The organism is Rhodococcus sp. 2H158, assembly GCF_053764755.1.
Map to the genome: position 1 here is coordinate 112,884 of NZ_JBSNCE010000014.1, position 17,924 is coordinate 130,807.

15 protein-coding genes are annotated in these 17,924 nt (G+C 70.7%); 8 read left to right on the top strand and 7 right to left on the bottom strand.

The genetic code is table 11. The annotated features are described in order from the left end of the window. The first annotated feature begins 65 nt into the window (after window positions 1-65). Window positions 66-2,081 (top strand): prolyl oligopeptidase family serine peptidase, encoded by a 2,016-nt coding sequence (locus ACWPOB_RS15685; RefSeq protein WP_455401374.1) that lies wholly within the window; start codon window positions 66-68, stop codon window positions 2,079-2,081. Between the two features lie 10 nt (window positions 2,082-2,091). Here the strand turns inward: ACWPOB_RS15685 and ACWPOB_RS15690 are convergent, their stop codons facing one another. Together ACWPOB_RS15690 and ACWPOB_RS15695 are read right to left on the bottom strand one after the other, a co-directional pair. Further along, window positions 2,092-2,943, bottom strand: coding sequence for an alpha/beta hydrolase family protein (locus tag ACWPOB_RS15690; protein WP_100058044.1), 852 nt, complete (start codon window positions 2,941-2,943; stop codon window positions 2,092-2,094). A 9-nt stretch (window positions 2,944-2,952) separates the two neighbouring features. After that, window positions 2,953-3,984 carry a patatin-like phospholipase family protein gene (locus tag ACWPOB_RS15695; RefSeq protein ID WP_100058043.1) on the bottom strand — a complete coding sequence of 344 codons (1,032 nt, stop codon included), beginning with the start codon at window positions 3,982-3,984 and terminating at the stop codon, window positions 2,953-2,955. Window positions 3,985-4,158: 174 nt separating this feature from the next. On the opposite strand from ACWPOB_RS15695, the gene ACWPOB_RS15700 reads away from it, so the two are divergent. The 3 genes from ACWPOB_RS15700 (at window position 4,159) to ACWPOB_RS15710 (ending at window position 5,294) form a co-directional block, all read left to right on the top strand. Next, window positions 4,159-4,506: a PASTA domain-containing protein gene (locus ACWPOB_RS15700; RefSeq protein ID WP_455401419.1), complete on the top strand. Its 348-nt coding sequence runs from the start codon at window positions 4,159-4,161 to the stop codon at window positions 4,504-4,506. 112 nt (window positions 4,507-4,618) lie between these two features. Beyond that, window positions 4,619-5,002 (top strand): phage holin family protein, encoded by a 384-nt coding sequence (locus ACWPOB_RS15705; RefSeq protein WP_455401375.1) that lies wholly within the window; start codon window positions 4,619-4,621, stop codon window positions 5,000-5,002. Between the two features lie 85 nt (window positions 5,003-5,087). Continuing rightward, on the top strand, window positions 5,088-5,294 hold the full coding sequence (locus tag ACWPOB_RS15710; RefSeq protein ID WP_029545293.1) for a PspC domain-containing protein: 207 nt from the start codon (window positions 5,088-5,090) through the stop codon (window positions 5,292-5,294). Between the two features lie 80 nt (window positions 5,295-5,374). Here the strand turns inward: ACWPOB_RS15710 and ACWPOB_RS15715 are convergent, their stop codons facing one another. Beyond that, window positions 5,375-6,232 (bottom strand): LysR family transcriptional regulator, encoded by an 858-nt coding sequence (locus ACWPOB_RS15715; RefSeq protein ID WP_455401420.1) that lies wholly within the window; start codon window positions 6,230-6,232, stop codon window positions 5,375-5,377. Window positions 6,233-6,316: 84 nt separating this feature from the next. Between ACWPOB_RS15715 and ACWPOB_RS15720 the strand changes: the two genes are divergently transcribed. Beyond that, on the top strand, window positions 6,317-7,306 hold the full coding sequence (locus ACWPOB_RS15720) for a bile acid:sodium symporter family protein (protein WP_455401376.1): 990 nt from the start codon (window positions 6,317-6,319) through the stop codon (window positions 7,304-7,306). 1,175 nt (window positions 7,307-8,481) lie between these two features. On the opposite strand, the gene groL is transcribed toward ACWPOB_RS15720, so the two are convergent. From groL to htpG, 4 genes are all read right to left on the bottom strand, one after another. Continuing rightward, complete coding sequence (gene groL, locus ACWPOB_RS15725) at window positions 8,482-10,107, bottom strand: chaperonin GroEL (protein ID WP_006932397.1); 1,626 nt, start codon at window positions 10,105-10,107, stop codon at window positions 8,482-8,484. A gap of 249 nt (window positions 10,108-10,356) precedes the next feature. Further along, the gene (locus ACWPOB_RS15730; RefSeq protein WP_455401377.1) at window positions 10,357-10,884 is read right to left on the bottom strand and encodes a DUF6764 family protein; all 528 of its coding nucleotides are present in this window, start codon (window positions 10,882-10,884) and stop codon (window positions 10,357-10,359) included. 109 nt (window positions 10,885-10,993) lie between these two features. After that, window positions 10,994-11,770 (bottom strand): HAD-IIA family hydrolase, encoded by a 777-nt coding sequence (locus tag ACWPOB_RS15735; protein WP_006932403.1) that lies wholly within the window; start codon window positions 11,768-11,770, stop codon window positions 10,994-10,996. A 122-nt stretch (window positions 11,771-11,892) separates the two neighbouring features. Beyond that, window positions 11,893-13,824, bottom strand: coding sequence for a molecular chaperone HtpG (gene htpG / locus ACWPOB_RS15740; RefSeq protein WP_455401378.1), 1,932 nt, complete (start codon window positions 13,822-13,824; stop codon window positions 11,893-11,895). 211 nt (window positions 13,825-14,035) lie between these two features. On the opposite strand from htpG, the gene hutU reads away from it, so the two are divergent. Genes hutU through hutG form a run of 3 tightly spaced genes read left to right on the top strand, consistent with a single transcriptional unit; the run spans window position 14,036 to window position 17,899 of the window. After that, complete coding sequence (hutU, locus tag ACWPOB_RS15745) at window positions 14,036-15,718, top strand: urocanate hydratase (RefSeq protein ID WP_455401379.1); 1,683 nt, start codon at window positions 14,036-14,038, stop codon at window positions 15,716-15,718. 4 nt (window positions 15,719-15,722) lie between these two features. Further along, window positions 15,723-16,907 carry an imidazolonepropionase gene (gene hutI, locus ACWPOB_RS15750; RefSeq protein WP_455401380.1) on the top strand — a complete coding sequence of 395 codons (1,185 nt, stop codon included), beginning with the start codon at window positions 15,723-15,725 and terminating at the stop codon, window positions 16,905-16,907. Then, window positions 16,904-17,899 (top strand): formimidoylglutamase, encoded by a 996-nt coding sequence (gene hutG, locus ACWPOB_RS15755; RefSeq protein WP_455401381.1) that lies wholly within the window; start codon window positions 16,904-16,906, stop codon window positions 17,897-17,899. The genes hutI and hutG overlap by 4 nt, the downstream gene beginning before the upstream one ends. Window positions 17,900-17,924: the final 25 nt, after the last annotated feature.

Genomic DNA, 17,924 nt, shown 5'->3' on the forward strand with positions numbered 1-17,924 from the left:
GGCGTTCCTGTCGCGCGCCGCGGTCCCCACCGGGTCGCCCGGGGCCGGATGAGTAACAATTACCCATGACCGACGACACGAAGGACCCGTACCTCTGGCTCGAGGACGTCACCGGCGACGAGCAACTCGGGTGGGTGCGCGCGCACAACGACCGCACCGTCGACGAGTACACCCGCACCGAGGCGTTCGAGACGCTGCAGTCCCGGATCCGGGAGGTCCTCGACACCGACGCGCGCATTCCGTACGCGCGGCGTCGCGGCGAGTACCTGTACAACTACTGGCGCGACGCTCGGCACGTGCGCGGTCTGTGGCGGCGCACCACCATGGAGCAATACCTGCGCGACGCCCCGGACTGGGACGTGCTGGTCGATCTCGACGCGGTCGCCGAGGCGGAGGGCGAGAACTGGGTGTGGTCGGGCGCGCAGGTGCTGCGGCCCGACCAGTCCCGGGCCCTGATCGGCCTGTCGCGCGGCGGCGCCGACGCCACCGTGATCCGCGAGTTCGATGTGGAGTCACGGAAGTTCGTCGACGGACCGGACAGTTTCACGGTGCCGGAGGCGAAGACCGACATCGGCTGGATCGATGCGGACACCGTGTACGTCGGCACCGACTTCGGCGACGGCTCGCTCACCGACTCCGGGTATCCGCGCCTGGCCAAGCGCTGGCGCCGCGGTACCCCGCTGTCCGAGGCCGAGACGGTGTACGAGGGCGACAAGTCCGACGTCGCCGTCTCCGCCTGGTTCGACCGCACCCCCGGCTTCGAGCGCAGTTTCGTCGAGCGCGCGATCGACTTCTACACGTCGCACCGTTTCGAGTTGCGGCCCGACGGGGAACTCGTCCGGATCGAGGCCCCGGACGACGCGAAGGTCTCCGTGTACCGCGACCACCTGCTGATCAGGACCCGGTCGCCGTGGCTCGGACATCCGGCGGGCACCCTGCTGGCCGCGAACTACCCCGAGTTCCTGGCCGGGTCGCGCGAGATGACGGTGCTGTTCGCCCCGGACGCGCACACCTCGCTGGAACAGTACGCCTGGACGCGGAACCACCTGCTGGTGGTCGCGCTGCGCGACGTGCAGACCGAGGTGCGGATGCTCACCCCGGGAGCGGACGGGTGGACCGATCGGCCCCTCGAGGACGTGCCGGCCGCGACCTCCACCTCCGTGATCGACGTCGACCCGCTCGAGAGCGACGAATTCTTCCTCAACTCCAGCGGTTTCACCGTGCCCGCGACGCTGCTGTCCGGCACGGTCGGCAGCCCGCTGGAGTCGATCAAGCAGGCCCCGGCGTTCTTCGACGCCGAGAATGTCAGCGTCACACAGTATTTCGCCACCTCGGACGACGGGACCCAGGTTCCGTACTTCGTGGTGGGCCGCAACACCTCGTCCCCGGCGCCGACCCTGCTGTACGGATACGGCGGATTCGAGAACTCGATGGTGCCGGCGTACAGCGGCGGCGTGGGCCTGGCGTGGCTCGAACGCGGGTACACCTACGTGATCGCGAACATCCGCGGCGGCGGAGAGTACGGGCCGCAGTGGCACACCCAGGCGCTGAAGGAGAACCGGCCCCGGGTGTTCGAGGACTTCGCCGCGGTGGCGCGGGATCTGGTCGCTCGCGGCATCACCACCGCCGACCGACTCGGCATCCAGGGTGGCAGCAACGGCGGTCTGCTCATGGGCGTGATGCTCACCCGCTATCCCGAACTGTTCGGGACGATCGTGTGCCAGGTGCCGTTGCTGGACATGAAGCGGTATCACCTGCTGCTCGCCGGGGCGTCGTGGATGGCCGAGTACGGCGACCCCGACGACCCCGACGAGTGGGCCTTCCTGCGCGAGTACTCGCCGTACCAGAACACCGACCCGGACGCGGCGTACCCGCCGATCCTGATCACCACCTCGACCCGGGACGACCGGGTGCATCCCGGTCACGCCCGGAAGATGGTGGCCCGGCTCGAGGAACAGGGCCACGAGGTCTGGTACTACGAGAACATCGAGGGCGGGCACGGCGGTGCCGCGGACAACGCCCAGGCCGCCTTCAAGGCGGCACTGACGTTCACGTTCCTCGAGCGCATGCTGTCCCGGTAGGAGGCCGCGCTCACCGGTCCTTCAACCAGGCGGCGATGCGGTCGACGGTGTCCGCGTTGTCGCGGATCCACCCGTTGTGCCCCAGCGGCCGGGACTGGTGCCACGTCGTCACGTCCGCGGCAGGCATCTTCTCGAGCAGGTGCCGGGCGGCGGGGACGGGCGTCATGTCGTCGCCCTCGACGGTGACGGACAGGACCGGCAGGCTCAGCTCGGCCAGCCGCTGCTCGTAGTCGACGTCGGCGCCGCGGGGCTCGAAACGTCCGCTGCGGGCCAGGCGCGCCCAGTCCGAGATGAGCAGCCGGGACTGGCGGCCGAAACCGGCGACGTCGAGCCGATCGCCGGGCCAGAACCCGGCCACGCTCGCGGTGATCGACATCGCCGCGGACCCGAGGAGCAGCCCCGGCCCGCGGATGCCCGCGTGGTGACGGTAGTAGGGGGTGCCCGCGGCGACGAGGATCAGCCCGCCGAGCCGTCCGGGATTGCGGGAGGCATAGAGCGCTCCGAGCTGACCGCCCATCGAATGCCCCAGGAGGTACGGGGTGGAGTCGAGGAACCGTTCGTGCACCACCTCGAACATCGCCGGCAGGTCGACGGCCACCAGTTCCTGGTAGCCGTAGTCGCTGTCGGGTCCGGGACGGGGGCGGCTGTCGCCCTGCCCGGGCAGCTCGCAGAGCGCGGCGTCGAACCCGTGCCCGGTAAGCGCCTCGGCGACGGGCTCGTAGTAGCCCGCCGGGATGCCGAGGCCGGGCAGGATCACCACCACGGGCCGTGGCACGTCGATGCGGGCCGGTTGTTCCGGACCGGGAAACAGGCGGACCGGCGTCGTCGTGCCGCCCGGCAGCTGGATCGGTACGGTCTCCACCGGCTCAGCCTAGGCGGTTCCGGTGTCCGGGTCAGCCGGTTCGGCGACCGGCGCGACGCCGAGCCCCGCGGCGTCGAGGGCGGACTCCGTGAGGCTGCGGCCGAGCGCGATCATCTCCGCCGCGCGGTGGAAGTCGAGGCTGCGCCCCGATTTGCGAGGGACGCGGATGAGCACGTCCGGCGGATACCCGGCGAGCTGATACCGGGCCAGGGCCGACTGCATCAGATCGAGCGAACGGTTCATCACCTCGAAGCGGCTGAGCTTCGGGACCGGTACCGGATCGTCGACGACCTCGGTCTCCTCGGGCGCCAGGTCCTCCACGGCATCGCTGCGTGCCACCTGCCCGCTGCCGAAGCGACCGACCACCGAGCGGACGACGTCGCGCTCGAGCAGTTGCGCGGCGCTGCGGCGGAAGCGGCCGATCCACTCGTCGACCGGTCGCGGCTCCGCACTCGCGTGGGCCGGGGCGCCGCCCTCGACGTCGCGCTCCTCCGCCCCGAGACTGACACCGATGGTGACGTCGGCACCGGCGGCGAGGATCGGGGCGAGTGGCAGCGGATCGAGGATTCCGCCGTCCGCGAGCACCCGCCCGTTGAGCACGTACGGGGTGATCACGCCGGGGATCGCGATGGAGGCGCGGATCGCCACGTCGACGGGGCCGCGCTGGAACCACACGGACCGGCCGGCGGCCAGGTCCGTCGCGACCGCCGTATACGGGATCCGCAGCCCCTCGATGGGGGTGTCGCCGAGGATCTCGCGCACCTTGTCGAGGATCTTCTCGGCGTGGATGGCGCCCGGCGCGGACAGCGACACGTCGAGCAGGCGCAGCACGTCGAGCTGGGTCAACGACGTCGCCCAGCGGGTGTAGTCGTCGAGCTTGCCCGCCGCGTACAGCCCGCCGACGAGTGCGCCCATGGAGGAGCCCGCCACCCCGGTGATCTCGAAGCCGCGTTCCTCGAGCACCTCGATCACGCCGATGTGGGCGTAGCCGCGTGCGCCCCCGCTGCCCAGGGCGAGCGCCACACGCGTCGGTCCGGCCATGCACAGATCCTACGGAGCGCAGCGCACGCGAACCCCGAGACGAAAGATCAGGGTAGGGATCGGGGCGTCACCCGATGTGGAGCCGGCCCCCCGGTCGGCACGCTGAAAGGCATGACATCCACCATGAGCAGTTCCCACTCCGTTCCCGAAAGATCCCGCCGTGGAAGGGGTTTGCTGCACACCTCCGTCACCGCGGCCGTGTGCGCGGCGGCCGCGGCGGTGTTGCTGGGCGCCGGGACGGCGGTGCTGCTGGGCGCCGGGACCGCGGCGGCGGCCCAGCCGGCTCCGAACGTGGTCGGCATGAGCGAACACAGCGCCCGGGCCGCGCTCGAGGCGCAGGGCGTGCCGTACGGCGTGGTCAACCGCGCCGGCACGGCGTCCGGCGACTGCCACGTCACCGAACAGCGCGACAGGGGCTACCGCACCGAGATCGACATGCGGTACAACCACGACAAGGACGAATTCGAGCGCGTCGAGACGCAGGTCTGGCGGGGCGTGGGCCTGGCGGTGGTCTGCATCTGACGAGTTCTCGCGCCGCGCCGACGATCCGGCGCCTCGAGGCGGGCCGGGATTCCGGCCCGCCTTGTCGGCTTGTCGGTTCACCCTCCCGGCCGCTGGGGGATACTCTCCTGGCATGGTCCGTCTGCTCGCGTCCACGGTCGTCGCACTGCTCGCCAACGCACTGGCGCTGCTCGTCGGCGCCTGGGTCCTGCCCGGCATGACGCTCGACGGCGTCGCCTTCGTCATCGCCGTCGTCCTGTTCACCGTGGCCGCGATGCTCGTCGACCCCCTGCTGCGTCAGCTGGCGGTGACCAAGACCCCTGCGCTCCTGGGCAGCAGCGCGCTCATCTCGACGCTGGTGGCGCTGATCGTCACCTCGCTCGTCAGCGACGGCCTGCAGATCCGGGGCGCGGCGACCTGGATCCTCGCGACGGTGATCGTGTGGGCCGTCGCGCTGATCGCCCGGATGCTGCTGCCCCTGGTGATCTTCAAGAAGACGCTCGCCAAGCGCCGCTGAGGACGAACCCCGAGACCAAAGATCAGGGTAGGAATCGGGGCGTCACCCGATGTGGCCGGCAGGCCCGCGGCGGCACGCTTGTCGCATGACATTCGAGAACAGCACCCCCGGTCCCCGTCCCTTCGCCCGTTCCCGCTCGCAGCGCATGCTCGGTGGCGTGTGCGGCGGTCTCGCCGAGTACTTCGGCATCGACGTCAACCTCGTCCGCGCCGGCGTGGTAGTCGCCGCGTTCGTCACCGGAGGCGGTGCGGCGCTGGTCTACCTGGCGCTGTGGATGCTGCTGCCCGAGTGAGAGGGACGAGCCACCGATCTCCCCCGCGGCGTGTGCCCGCTCCTCCAGCCAGAACGGGAGCACGCCGCGCGCAACGGCGGTCAGCCGTCCCGGCCGAGCCGGTCGGCGTTCGCGAGGATCACGGCACGCAGCGCCCGCTCGGGTTCGTTGAGGACCGAACGCCGCGACAGCAGCACGAACTCGACCTCCCCCGCGTCGGGCAGTCGTCCCGCGCGCACGGGAACGAGCCCCGCCGGCGGCAGCCGGGCAGCGTGGAGCACGACGCCGAGCCCGGCGAGGACGGCTGCGCGCAGGCCGTTGAGGCTGTCGGTGGTGCAGGTGATGCGCGCCCCGAGTCCGGCGCGCCGGAGCGCGTCGAGGGCGATCTCGCGGGTCAGCGCCGGCGGCGGATACGTCACCAGCGGGATCGGCCCGTCGGGCTCGACGACGAAGTCCGGTGCGGCGTGGAACACCAGCCGGTCCCGGAAGATCAGCTCCCCGTGTCGTTCCCCCGGCCGGCGCTTGCCGAAGACCAGGTCGAGGTCCCCGTCGTCGAGGCGCCGATGCAGGTCCTCGCTCAGCGCGACGGTGAGCTCGAAATCCACCCGGGGATGACTGCGCCGGAACTCCGCGAGGATGGCGGGCAGTTCGTGCAGCACCAGGTCCTCCGAGGCCCCGAAGCGCAGCCGCCCGCTGATCGGCGACTCCGAGAAGTACCGCCGGGCCGCGTCGTGCCGATCGAGAATGTCCCGGGCGAAGCCGAGCATGGCTGCGCCGTCGGCGGTGAGATCGACCGCGTGCGTGTCTCGCAGGAACAGCCGGCGTCCGGCGGACTGTTCGAGCTTGCCGACGTGCTGGCTGACCGTGGACTGACGCAGGCCGAGTCGTCGCGCGGCGAGTGTGAAGCTGCGGGCGCGTTCCACGGCCAGGAAACTGCGCAGGTGGACGGGATCGAACACCACGGTATTCAATCACGATTCGTGATTACAGTAATCGCGGTGATCGGTTTCCTGGATGGGCGTGCGGTGGCCTAGCGTCGACTCATGTTCTCCAGGATCCCCGTGCTCGGACGCCTCGACCCCTTCCTCGTCGGCATCCTCGCCACTGTCGCGATCGCGGCGCTGCTGCCGGCCGAGGGCACGGCCCTGACCGCCTTCACGTGGGCCTCGAAGATCGCCATCGGCCTGCTGTTCTTCCTCTACGGGGCTCGCCTGTCCACGCACGAGGCCCTCGAAGGCCTCAAGCACTGGCGCCTGCACCTGGCGATCCTCGCCACCACGTTCGCGGTGTTCCCGCTGCTCGGCCTGGCGACGAAGGTCCTCGTGCCGGCGGTCCTGACCGAGCCGCTGTATCTCGGGGTCCTCTACCTGTGCCTGCTGCCCTCGACGGTGCAGTCGTCGATCGCGCTGGTCTCGGTGGCGCGGGGCAACATCCCGGGGGCGGTCGTTTCCGCCAGCGCGTCGAGCCTGCTCGGCATCGTCGTCACGCCGCTGCTCGTCGCGCTGACGATGACCACGCAGGGTGTGACGTTCAGCGCCTCTGCGGTGCTCGACATCGTGCTTATGCTGCTGGTTCCGTTCCTCGCCGGCCAGCTCGTGCGCCGCTGGATCGGCGGGTGGGTCAAGGCCCACGGCAGGCCGCTGAAGATCGTCGACCGCGGTTCGATCCTGCTCGTCGTGTACGTCGCGTTCAGCCGCGGCATGAACGAGGGCATCTGGTCGAGCCTGTCGCCCGCGCGGCTGCTCGCCCTCGTGGGCGTGTGCCTCGTGCTGCTCGCGCTGGTACTGGCGATCACGTGGTTCGGCGCACCGCGCCTGGGCTTCTCCTACGAGGACCGCGCGACGATCCTGTTCTGCGGCTCGACGAAGTCGCTCGCCACGGGACTGCCGATGGCGACGGTGCTGTTCCCGGGCCAGCCGATCGGGCTGATCGTCCTGCCGCTCATGTTGTTCCACCAGATCCAGCTCCTGGTGTGTGCCGCGATCGCGGCGCGGCTGGCGAAGCGTGCGGTCGCCCCGGCCGTGGCGGTGTGAACCGGACGGACACCCGCACGACCGCAGCCGCAGGAGATCCTGCGGCTGCGATTCGACTGCGGTCTGGGACCCGGGGCTAGTCCGCGCTGCCGGAGCCGAGGTCTGCGATCAGTTCGAGGATGGGCGTGATGAGGTCGAGCAGGCTGCCGAGCATGATCTTCTCCGTCCAGGTGGTGGGTGGCCGCTAGTCGTCGCCGGCACTCAGCGAGTCCAGAACCTCCAGCAGATCGAAATTCTCGAGTACCCAACCGATGATGTCCGCGAGAGACCCCATGGCGACTCCTCCTTGATTTCGTCGGTGTCACGGATGCGCGGTCTGGAACTGCGACCGCGACGCCATTGTTACAACATGTCACGAGTCGAGAACGCAGAAATCGGAAAAATCACCCCTCATGGGAACGGGCCGGTCACACCGGGAAACCCCGGACAGCACGCGGCCGCAGCGACGACGTGTGCCGCTGCGGCCGAGTGCTGTGGATCGAGGCAGCTCGAGAAGGGAAACCCTCCGACTCCCTCTCGGGCCGACGATCAGCTCACGGCCTGCTGGGTGGTCTCACCGGCCTCCGCGCTGCCCGTGCCGAGGATGTCGGCGAAGTCACCGAAGGTCTCCAGCAGGAGGTTGAGAATGTCCTGAACGGATCCGAGCATTGTTCGACTCCTTTGTCTCGTGTTTCTCGACCGGCCGGAATTTCCGGCCCGCCGCTTCTGCACGCGACCGGATCGTTCCCGATCACCATTCCGAGTGTGGCACGGGCTCCGCGAATTGTGCGCTGCGAGCCGGCGAATTCAGGGGGTGAGACAATTCACACCCGGGAAATGCGGCCCTGTTCTCGATGCATTTCCGCGGCATTTACGCAGGTGCAGAGCGGAAAATCCCGGAACGCGAAGATTTCCGCATTGTGAGTGCGGAAAATCGGAATGTTTGACGAAAAGAATTGCGTCCCCGGCTGCCCGGGAAGCGCCGCGCGGCCGCCCCGAACTGCACTCCTGCACTCGGCGCGGCGGAACATTTCCCCGATTTCCCGGCGCCGGCAGGCATTCCTGCACCCGCCGGAACTTCGCGCACGCCGGGGCCTGCGCACCCCGCCGCTCGGCTCGGTGGGGCCGAGCCCTCGACGCCACGAGGCCCGGCCCCACCGAAGTGGAACCGGGCCTCGAAGACGGTCGGGGGTGGATCAGAAGTCCATGCCACCCATGCCGCCGGTCGGGTCGCCGGCGGGAGCGGCGGCCTTCTCCGGCTTGTCGGCGACGACAGCCTCGGTGGTCAGGAACAGGGCCGCGATGGACGCCGCGTTCTGCAGCGCCGAGCGGGTGACCTTGACCGGGTCGTTGATGCCGGCAGCCAGCAGGTCCTCGTACTCGCCGGTGGCGGCGTTGAGGCCGTGGCCGGCGGGCAGGTTGCGGACCTTCTCGGCGACGACGCCGGGCTCGAGGCCGGCGTTGAAGGCGATCTGCTTCAGCGGGGCCTCGAGGGCAACCTTGACGATGTTGGCACCGGTGGCCTCGTCACCCTCGAGCTTCAGGTCGTCCAGAACCGGCGCGGCCTGCAGCAGCGCGACGCCACCACCGGCGACGATGCCCTCCTCGACCGCAGCCTTGGCGTTGCGGACGGCATCCTCGATGCGGTGCTTGCGCTCCTTGAGCTCGACCTCGGTGGCGGCACCGGCCTTGATGACCGCAACGCCGCCGGCCAGCTTGGCCAGACGCTCCTGCAGCTTCTCGCGGTCGTAGTCCGAGTCCGACGCCTCGATCTCGGCGCGGATCTGGTTCACGCGACCGGCGATGGCGTCGGCGTCGCCGGCACCGTCGACGATGGTGGTCTCGTCCTTGGTGACGACGACCTTGCGCGCACGGCCGAGCAGCTCGAGACCGGCGGTCTCGAGGGAGAGACCGACCTCTTCGCTGATGACCTCGCCACCGGTGAGGATGGCGATGTCGGCGAGCTGGGCCTTGCGGCGGTCACCGAAGCCGGGGGCCTTGATGGCGACCGACTTGAAGGTGCCACGGATCTTGTTGACGACCAGGGTGGACAGAGCCTCACCCTCGACGTCCTCGGCGATGATCGCCAGCGGCTTGCCGGACTGGATGACCTTCTCCAGCAGCGGCAGCAGGTCCTTGACGGTCGAGATCTTGCCCGACACGAGCAGGATGTAGGCGTCCTCGAGCACGGCCTCCTGACGCTCGGCGTCGGTGGCGAAGTACAGCGAGATGTAGCCCTTGTCGAAGCGCATGCCCTCGGTCAGCTCGAGCTGCAGGCCGAAGGTGTTGGACTCCTCGACGGTGATGACGCCTTCCTTGCCCACCTTGTCGATGGCCTCGGCGATCAGCTCACCGATCGCGGGGTCGCCCGCGGAGATGCCGGCGGTGGCGCCGATCTGCTCCTTGGTCTCGACCTCCTTGGCGGTGTCGAGCAGCTTGGCAGTGACGGCCTCGACGGCCTTCTCGATGCCGCGCTTGAGGCCGAGGGGGTTCGCACCGGCGGCGACGTTGCGCAGACCCTCGCGCACCAGCGCCTGGGCGAGCACGGTGGCGGTGGTGGTGCCGTCACCCGCGACGTCGTCCGTCTTCTTGGCAACTTCCTTGACCAGCTCGGCGCCGATCTTCTCGTACGGGTCCTCGAGCTCGATCTCCTTGGCGATGGACACACCATCGTTGGTGATCGTGGGGGCGCCCCACTTCTTCTCGAGCACGACGTTGCGACCCTTGGGCCCCAACGTCACCTTGACAGCGTCGGCGAGGCTGTTCAGGCCCCGCTCGAGGCCGCGACGGGCCTCTTCGTCGAACGCGATGATCTTGGCCATTGCGAAGTGATCCTCCGGATATGGGGGTGACACGCAGGGCGACCGCTCGTCGGGTCGCCCCATGTACGCCTTCGGCCGGAAGCAGTGCCCGCGACGGACGACCAGGGGTGTCGATATTCCCGGCCTCACCGTCCCGACCTGGCACTCACGTGTTGCGAGTGCCAAGAGCATTCTTAGCACTCGAGGGTGGCGAGTGCAAGGTCTGGAGCACCCGCCACCCCCGTCGCGCAAGACCGCTGCGGTGTGTTCTCAGCGACGCGTGGAACCGACTCCGACGGCGCACCACTGACCGGTGGCCGTGTTGACGGCGAACGACTGCGGGCCGACGCAGGTCACCCCGGTCGGATCGGCCGTCGCCCCCGACCCCCAGCCCGCGACCGACACCGTCGTCACCGGGCCCTGCGCCGAGGAATGGCTCAGTCCGCCGCCGAGGGCGTACGCGTAGGAGCGGCCACCGTTCTGGGCGCCGCTCAGGGCGGTCCCGAACCCCGTCGCGTGGGCCTCGGCCGCGCCGGCCGTCTGCGCCGCCGACACCGCGGTGCCGCTCTCGGAGGCGAAGGAGAGGGCCGTGCCGCCCTCGGCGGCCGTCGCGCCGCAGCTGGCGGCGTCGGAGACCAGGATCTCGTTGGCCGACGGCGGCGACACGCACGTCACCGGCGCCGCCGTCGCGGTACCCACGCCGAGCAGGGCGGCCGACGCGACGCCGAGAGCGGCGACGACACCGGCCCGGAGGAGGCGGCGGGGGACTACGACGGCACGGATGGATCGGATGGACAACAAGGTCTCCTCTGCGCTGGGCCGGGACTCGCTGGGCTCGGATGCCCGGACGGGGGCGACTCCCCCGGCGGCGAGGGTACCGGTCACACCCGCCCGGAGCGAGACGGCGTCACAGCGTGTCGAGGAGCTCCGGCAGGGCGGCGACCGAATCGATCACGCGATCGGGACGCTCGACCGCGAGGTCGAGCACCGACTGCCGAAACTTGCCGGTGCGCACCAGGATTCCCGTCATGCCGAGGCGCTGGCCGGGGATGACCTCCGCGTGGAGATCGTCGCCCACCACGGCCATCCGGTCCGGTTCGGTGCCCATCAGCTCGGCCGCGGCGAGGAAGCCTCGCATCGACGGCTTGCCGACCGCGACGACGGTCTGCCCGGTGAGTTCCTCGAGGCCGGGCAGGTACACGCCGGTGTCGATGCGCAGACCGTCCGCGGATTGCCACGTGGAGCCGCGGTGCATCGCGACCACCGGCACCCCGTCGAGCATGAGCTCGGCGACACGGCTGAGGGCGCGGTGGCTGAACTCCGGCCCGGCCCCGCCGAGCACGACCACCTCGGGATCGTCCTCGTCGCGCACGATGCCCTCGAGGTCCGCCTCCACGTCGCCGTGGTTGAGCACCCAGCAGCGCCGGTCCGGGTAGGTCTGGCGCAGGTACTCGGCGGTGAGGGACGCGGCCGTCACGATCTCGGCGGGCTCGACCGGCATGCCCAGCCCGGTGAGGCTCTCGGCGATCTGCGCGCAGGTCCGCGACGTGGTGTTGGTCAGGAAGGCCCGATGCACCCCGCGCTCGCGGAGCCCGGCGAGCACCTCGGCGGCGCCCGGCACGGGCTCCCACGACGTCACGATCACGCCCTCGATATCGAACAACACCCCGTCCACGCCGGCCATGGTGTGAGCCTATCGGGTCGCCGCACCCCCACCACGCACGGACCGAATGTCACACCACGTCGATTCGATCGACGCGATGTGACATTCGGCCGGACAGGCGGGGATGGCCGGAGCGGCGAGGGTTACAGCGTGCGCGCGAGGCGATCGGCGAGCAGGCGGGCGAACGCCGCCGGGTCGTCGAGTTCGCCGCCCTCGGCGAGCAGCGCGGTGCCGTACAGCAACTCGGCGGTCTCGCCGAGCGTCGGGTCGTCGGCGCGCTGGGCGTGCGCGTCGCGCAGCGCCGTGACCAACGGGTGGTCCGGGTTGAGCTCGAGGATGCGCTTGGTGTGCGGGACGGGCTGGCCCGACGCCCGGTACATCCGCTCGAGGGCGGGCGACATGGCGAACGTGTCGCCGACGAGGCACGCGGGCGACGTGGTCAGCCGCGACGACAGCCGCACCTGCTTCACGTGCTCGTCGAGCGTCTCGCCGAGCCACGACAGCAGGTCGGCGTACTCCTTCTCCCGTTCCTCGCGCTCGGCCTCCGCGGCCTTCTTCTCGTCCTCGGTACCGAGGTCCACCTCGCCCTTGGCGATCGACTGGAACGGCTTGCCCTCGAACTCGGGCACGGACCCCACCCACATCTCGTCGACCGGGTCGGTGAGCAGCAGCACCTCGAAGCCCTTGGCGCGGAAGGCCTCCATGTGCGGGGAGCTCTCGATCTGCTGCCGGGACTCGCCGGTCATGTAGAAGATCTCGTCCTGGCCTTCCTTCATCCGCGAGACGTATTCGGCGAGCGTCGTCGTCGAGTCCTCGCTGTGCGTGGACTCGAAGGAGGACACGGCGAGCAGGGTGTCGCGGTTGTCGAAATCCGAGAGCAGACCCTCCTTGAGGACCCGGCCGAACTGCGACCAGAAGGTCCGGTACTTCTCCTTCTCGGTGGTCGCCATGTCCTGGATCGTGGACAGCACCTTCTTGGTGAGCCGCCGGCGGATCGCGCGGATCTGCCTGTCCTGCTGCAGGATCTCGCGCGAGACGTTGAGCGACAGGTCCTGGGCGTCGACCACGCCCTTGACGAACCGCAGGTACTCCGGGATCAGCTCCTCGCAGTCGTCCATGATGAACACGCGCTTGACGTAGAGGTGGATCCCGGTCTTGCGCTCGCGCATGAACAGGTCGAACGGCGCCTGCGACGGGATGAACAGCAGCGCCTGGTACTCGAATGTGCCCTCGGCCTTCATCGGGACGATCTCGAGCGGTTCGTCCCACGCGTGGCTGACGTGCTTGTAGAACTCGCTGTACTCCTCGGCGGAGACGTCGTCCTTCGAGCGCGCCCACAGCGCCTTCATCGAGTTCAGGGTCTCCGTCTCGCGGATCACTTCGGCGACGGACCCCTCCCCCTCGGCGGGCTTGGTGCGTTCGACCTGCATCCGGATCGGCCAGGCGATGAAGTCCGAGTAGCGCTTGACGATCTCCTTGATCTTCCACTCGGCCGTGTAGTCGAACAGGTGATCCTCGGTGTCCTCCGGCTTGAGGTGCAGCGTCACCGACGTGCCCTGGGGTGCACCCTCGACCGTCTCGATCGTGTAGGTCGACTCGCCGCTCGACTCCCACCGGGTGCCGTCGTGCTCGCCGGCCCTGCGGGTCAGCAGGCTCACCTTGTCGGCCACCATGAAGGTCGAGTAGAAGCCGACCCCGAACTGGCCGATGAGTTCCTCCGGCGCGGCCGACTCCTGCGCCTCGCGCAGCTTGCGCCGCAGTTCCGCGGTGCCCGACTTCGCGAGGGTGCCGATCAGGTCGACCACCTCGTCCCGGGACATGCCGATGCCGTTGTCGCGGACGGTGAGGGTGCGATGCTCCTTGTCGACCTCGATCTCGATGTGCAGATCCGAGGTGTCGACCTGCAGGTCCTTGTTGCGGAACGCCTCGAGCTTGAGCTTGTCCAGCGCGTCCGACGAGTTGGAGACGAGTTCCCGGAGGAAGGTGTCCTTGTTCGAATACACCGAATGGATCAGCAGATCCAGCAGCTGACGCGTCTCCGCCTGAAACTCGAGCTGTTCGATACCCGTGGTCATGGATGGTTCCCTTCGACAGCAGAACGTTCGACGAAATCGTACGACCGCGCCGCCCCGCTGTTCCAAGGGGCCGCCGGGCGGGCGGCGGCCGGCCGCTCGGTCTCGGATCCGACACATCCGCCCGGACCGGTTGTCGCGGGGCGGTCCGCCGCAGTGTCATGGGAGGGAGTCGCGGCGCCGGCGCGCCTCGCCGGTTTCGAGAGGAGGCCCCATGGCCACCGGAACGACCCCCTCCGCCCTCCCGGGCCCGCGGCCCGTGCGCGCCCCGCGCGGTCCCGAGCTGCGGTGCCGGGGCTGGCAACAGGAGGGCGCGCTGCGCCTGCTGATGAACAACCTCGATCCCGACGTCGCCGAACGGCCGGACGACCTGGTGGTCTACGGCGGCACCGGCCGGGCGGCCCGCAACTGGGCCGCATTCGACGCGATCGTGCGGACCCTCGAGACCCTCGGCGGCGACGAGACGCTGCTCGTGCAGTCCGGCAAGCCCGTCGGGGTGCTGCGCACCCACGAGTGGGCTCCGCGCGTGCTGCTGGCCAACTCGAATCTGGTCGGCGACTGGGCGAACTGGGAGGAGTTCCGCCGCCTGGAGGCGCTGGGGCTGACGATGTACGGGCAGATGACCGCCGGGTCCTGGATCTACATCGGCTCGCAGGGCATCCTGCAGGGCACCTACGAGACGTTCGGGGCCGTCGCCCGCAAGCGGTTCGGCGGCAGCCTCGCCGGCACCGTCACCCTGACCGCGGGCCTGGGCGGCATGGGCGGGGCGCAGCCCCTGGCGATCACGATGAACGGGGGCGTCGCGATCTGCGTCGAGGTCGACGAGGCCCGGGTCGACCGCCGGCTCGCGCAGGGTTTCCTCGACGCCAAGGCCGACAGCGTCGAGGCGGCGCTGGCCGCGGCGCTCGCGGCACGGGATGCGCGCGAGCCCCGCTCGATCGGGGTGGTCGGCAACGCCGCCGACGTCGTGCCGGCGCTGCTCGCGATGCAGGCCCCCATCGACATCGTCACCGACCAGACCTCCGCCCACGACCCGCTGTCCTACCTGCCGCGCGGGGTGACGGTCGAGGAGTGGCACACCCTCGCGGCGAAGGACCCCGTGTGGTTCACCGAGCAGGCCCGCCGGTCGATGGCCCGGCACGTGGAGGCCATGGTCGGGTTCCTCGATCGTGGCGCCGAGGTGTTCGACTACGGCAACTCCATCCGCGACGAGGCCCGCAAGGGCGGCTTCGACCGGGCGTTCGCGTTTCCCGGCTTCGTACCCGCCTACATCCGTCCGCTGTTCGAGGAGGGCCGCGGGCCGTTCCGATGGGTCGCGCTGTCGGGAGATCCCGCGGACATCGCGGCCACCGACCGGGCCGTGCTCGAACTGTTCCCCGAGAACGAGCATCTCGCCCGATGGCTCACCCTGGCCGGGCGCGCGGTGCCGTTCCAGGGGCTGCCGGCCCGCATCTGCTGGCTCGGCTACGGCGAACGGGACCGGGCCGGGCTGAGGTTCAACGAGATGGTCGCCGCCGGAGAGGTCTCCGCTCCGATCGCCATCGGCCGCGACCACCTCGACGCCGGGTCGGTGGCCTCGCCTTACCGCGAGACCGAGGCGATGGCCGACGGTTCGGACGCGATCGCCGACTGGCCGCTGCTCAACGCCCTGGTCAACACGGCCTCCGGCGCGTCGTGGGTGTCGATCCACCACGGTGGCGGGGTCGGCATCGGCCGGTCGCTGCACGCCGGGCAGGTGTGCATCGCCGACGGCACCGACCTCGCCGCGCGCAAGCTCGAGCGGGTGCTGACGAACGACCCCGGCACCGGCGTCCTCCGGCACGTCGACGCCGGCTACCCCCGTGCCGCCGAGGTCGCCGCGCGCCGCGGACTGCGCATCCCGATGCGGGAGGGCTGACGCCGTGTCGCCCGGGCGGAACTGGACACTGCTCGACAACATCGGCTGCCTCGTCACGAACGACCCGGAACTCGACCGGGGCCCGCTGGGGGTGCTCGTCGACGCCTCGGTGGTCGTCGGCGAGGGTCTGATCCGGTGGGTGGGGCCGCGCGACCGGGTCCCCGAGGGGGCCGCCGCGGACCGGCACGACCTGCAGGGCCGCGCCGTGCTGCCCGGATTCGTGGACAGTCATACGCATCTCGTGTTCGCCGGGGAGCGCGCCGAGGAATTCGCCGCCCGCATGGCCGGTGCCCCCTACACGGCCGGCGGCATCGCCACGACGATCGCGGCGACCCGCGCGGCGACCGATCGCGCGCTGGGGGCGACGGTGTCGCGGCTCGTCGCGGAGGGGTGGCAGTCCGGGACGACCACGGTCGAGTGCAAGTCCGGGTACGGCCAGTCCGTCGCCGACGAGCTACGCAGCCTGCGGGTGGCCGAGGTGTTCACGCCGGAGACGACGCTGCTCGCCGCGCACGCCGTGCCGCCGGAGTTCGCGGGCCGCCCCGACGACTACGTCCGGCTGGTGTGCGAGGAGATGGTCCCCGTGTGCGCGCCGCACGCGAAGTGGATCGACGTGTTCTGCGAGCGGGGCGCGTTCGACGCCGACCAGTGCCGGGCCGTGCTGCAGGCAGGGATGGCGCACGGCCTCACCCCGCGGGTGCACGGCAATCAGCTCGGTCCCGGGCCGGGCGTGCAGCTGGCGGTGGAGCTCGGTGCGGCATCGGTGGACCACGTCACCTACACGACGGCGGCGGACGTGGCGGCGCTAGCCGGCTCGGGCACGGTGGCGACGCTGCTGCCGGGGGCCGACTTCTGCACGCGCAACCGGTATCCGGACGCGCGGGCACTGCTGGACGCGGACGTCACCGTCGCGCTGGCCACCGACTGCAACCCCGGCACCTCCTACACCACGAACATGCCGTTCTGCATCGCGCTGGCGGTGCGCGAGATGCACATGAGCCCGGAGGAAGCGGTCCACGCGGCGACCGCCGGGGGCGCCGCGGCGTTGCGCCGCGACGACGTCGGCGTTGTCCGGGAGGGCGCGCGGGCAGATCTGATCGCGTTGGACGCGCCGTCGTATCTGCACCTGGCGTACCGGCCGGGAGTGCAGCTGGTCCGGGAGGTCTGGCAGGAAGGACTGCGGATTTGAGGATTCCGGTCGACGTGCCGCCGGCGCCGTGGACAGGCCGCGACGACGGCCCCGGTCCCGAGCACCTGCGCTGGCACGACGTGGTCTCGCCGCTGCCCGCGGACGCCGCGCGGGCGCAGGTCCTGATCGGATTCCGCAGCGACGAGGGCGTGCGCCGCAACCAGGGGCGGCCCGGCGCGGCGGACGGGCCGGTCGCGTTGCGGCGCGCCCTGGCGTCGCTGGCGCTGCCGGCGCCGGCGACGATCCACGACGCCGGCGACGTCGCGGTGCGCGGCGGCGCCCTCGAGGACGGGCAGCGCCGTCTCGGCGCGGCGGTCACCGCGCTGCTCGACGCGGAGCATGCGGTGGTGGTGCTCGGCGGCGGACACGAGGTGGCCTTCGGCAGCTACCTGGGCTGGGCCGGGTCCGCGGCCGCGCGGGCCGGGACCCGCTGGGGCGTGCTGAACCTGGACGCGCACTTCGACCTGCGGGCGGCGCCCGTCGCCACGTCGGGCACCCCGTTCCGGCAGATGGCCGAACGTGAACGCGAACAGGGCAGGGCGCTGCGCTACGCGGTGGTGGGCATCGCGCAGCCGAGCAACACGGCCGCGCTGTTCGCCGCCGCGGACGAGTTCGGGGTGCGGTACCTGCTGGACGACGAGTGCCGCGCGACGAACCTGCCCGTCGTGGAGACGTTCGTGGAGGAGTTCGTCCGCGCGGTGGACGCGGTGCACCTGACGATCGACCTCGATGTGCTGCCCGGCTGGGTGGCGCCCGGGGTGAGCGCCCCGGCGGCCTGCGGGGTCGCGTTCGAGGTGGTGCAGCACGTGTGCGACGTCGTGGCGCGCAGCGGCAGGCTCGCGCTCGTCGACGTCGCCGAGCTGGCGCCGGCCGTCGACGTCGACGGGCGCACGGCCCGGGCGGCGGCCCGCCTGATCCACCGGATCGTCACGGGGCGGCCGGCGGGCGACCACCCCCGGTTCGCGGGCACCGAGCCCGGCGACGGTCCATGATGGAGGTGATGGGGTACCTCGAGAT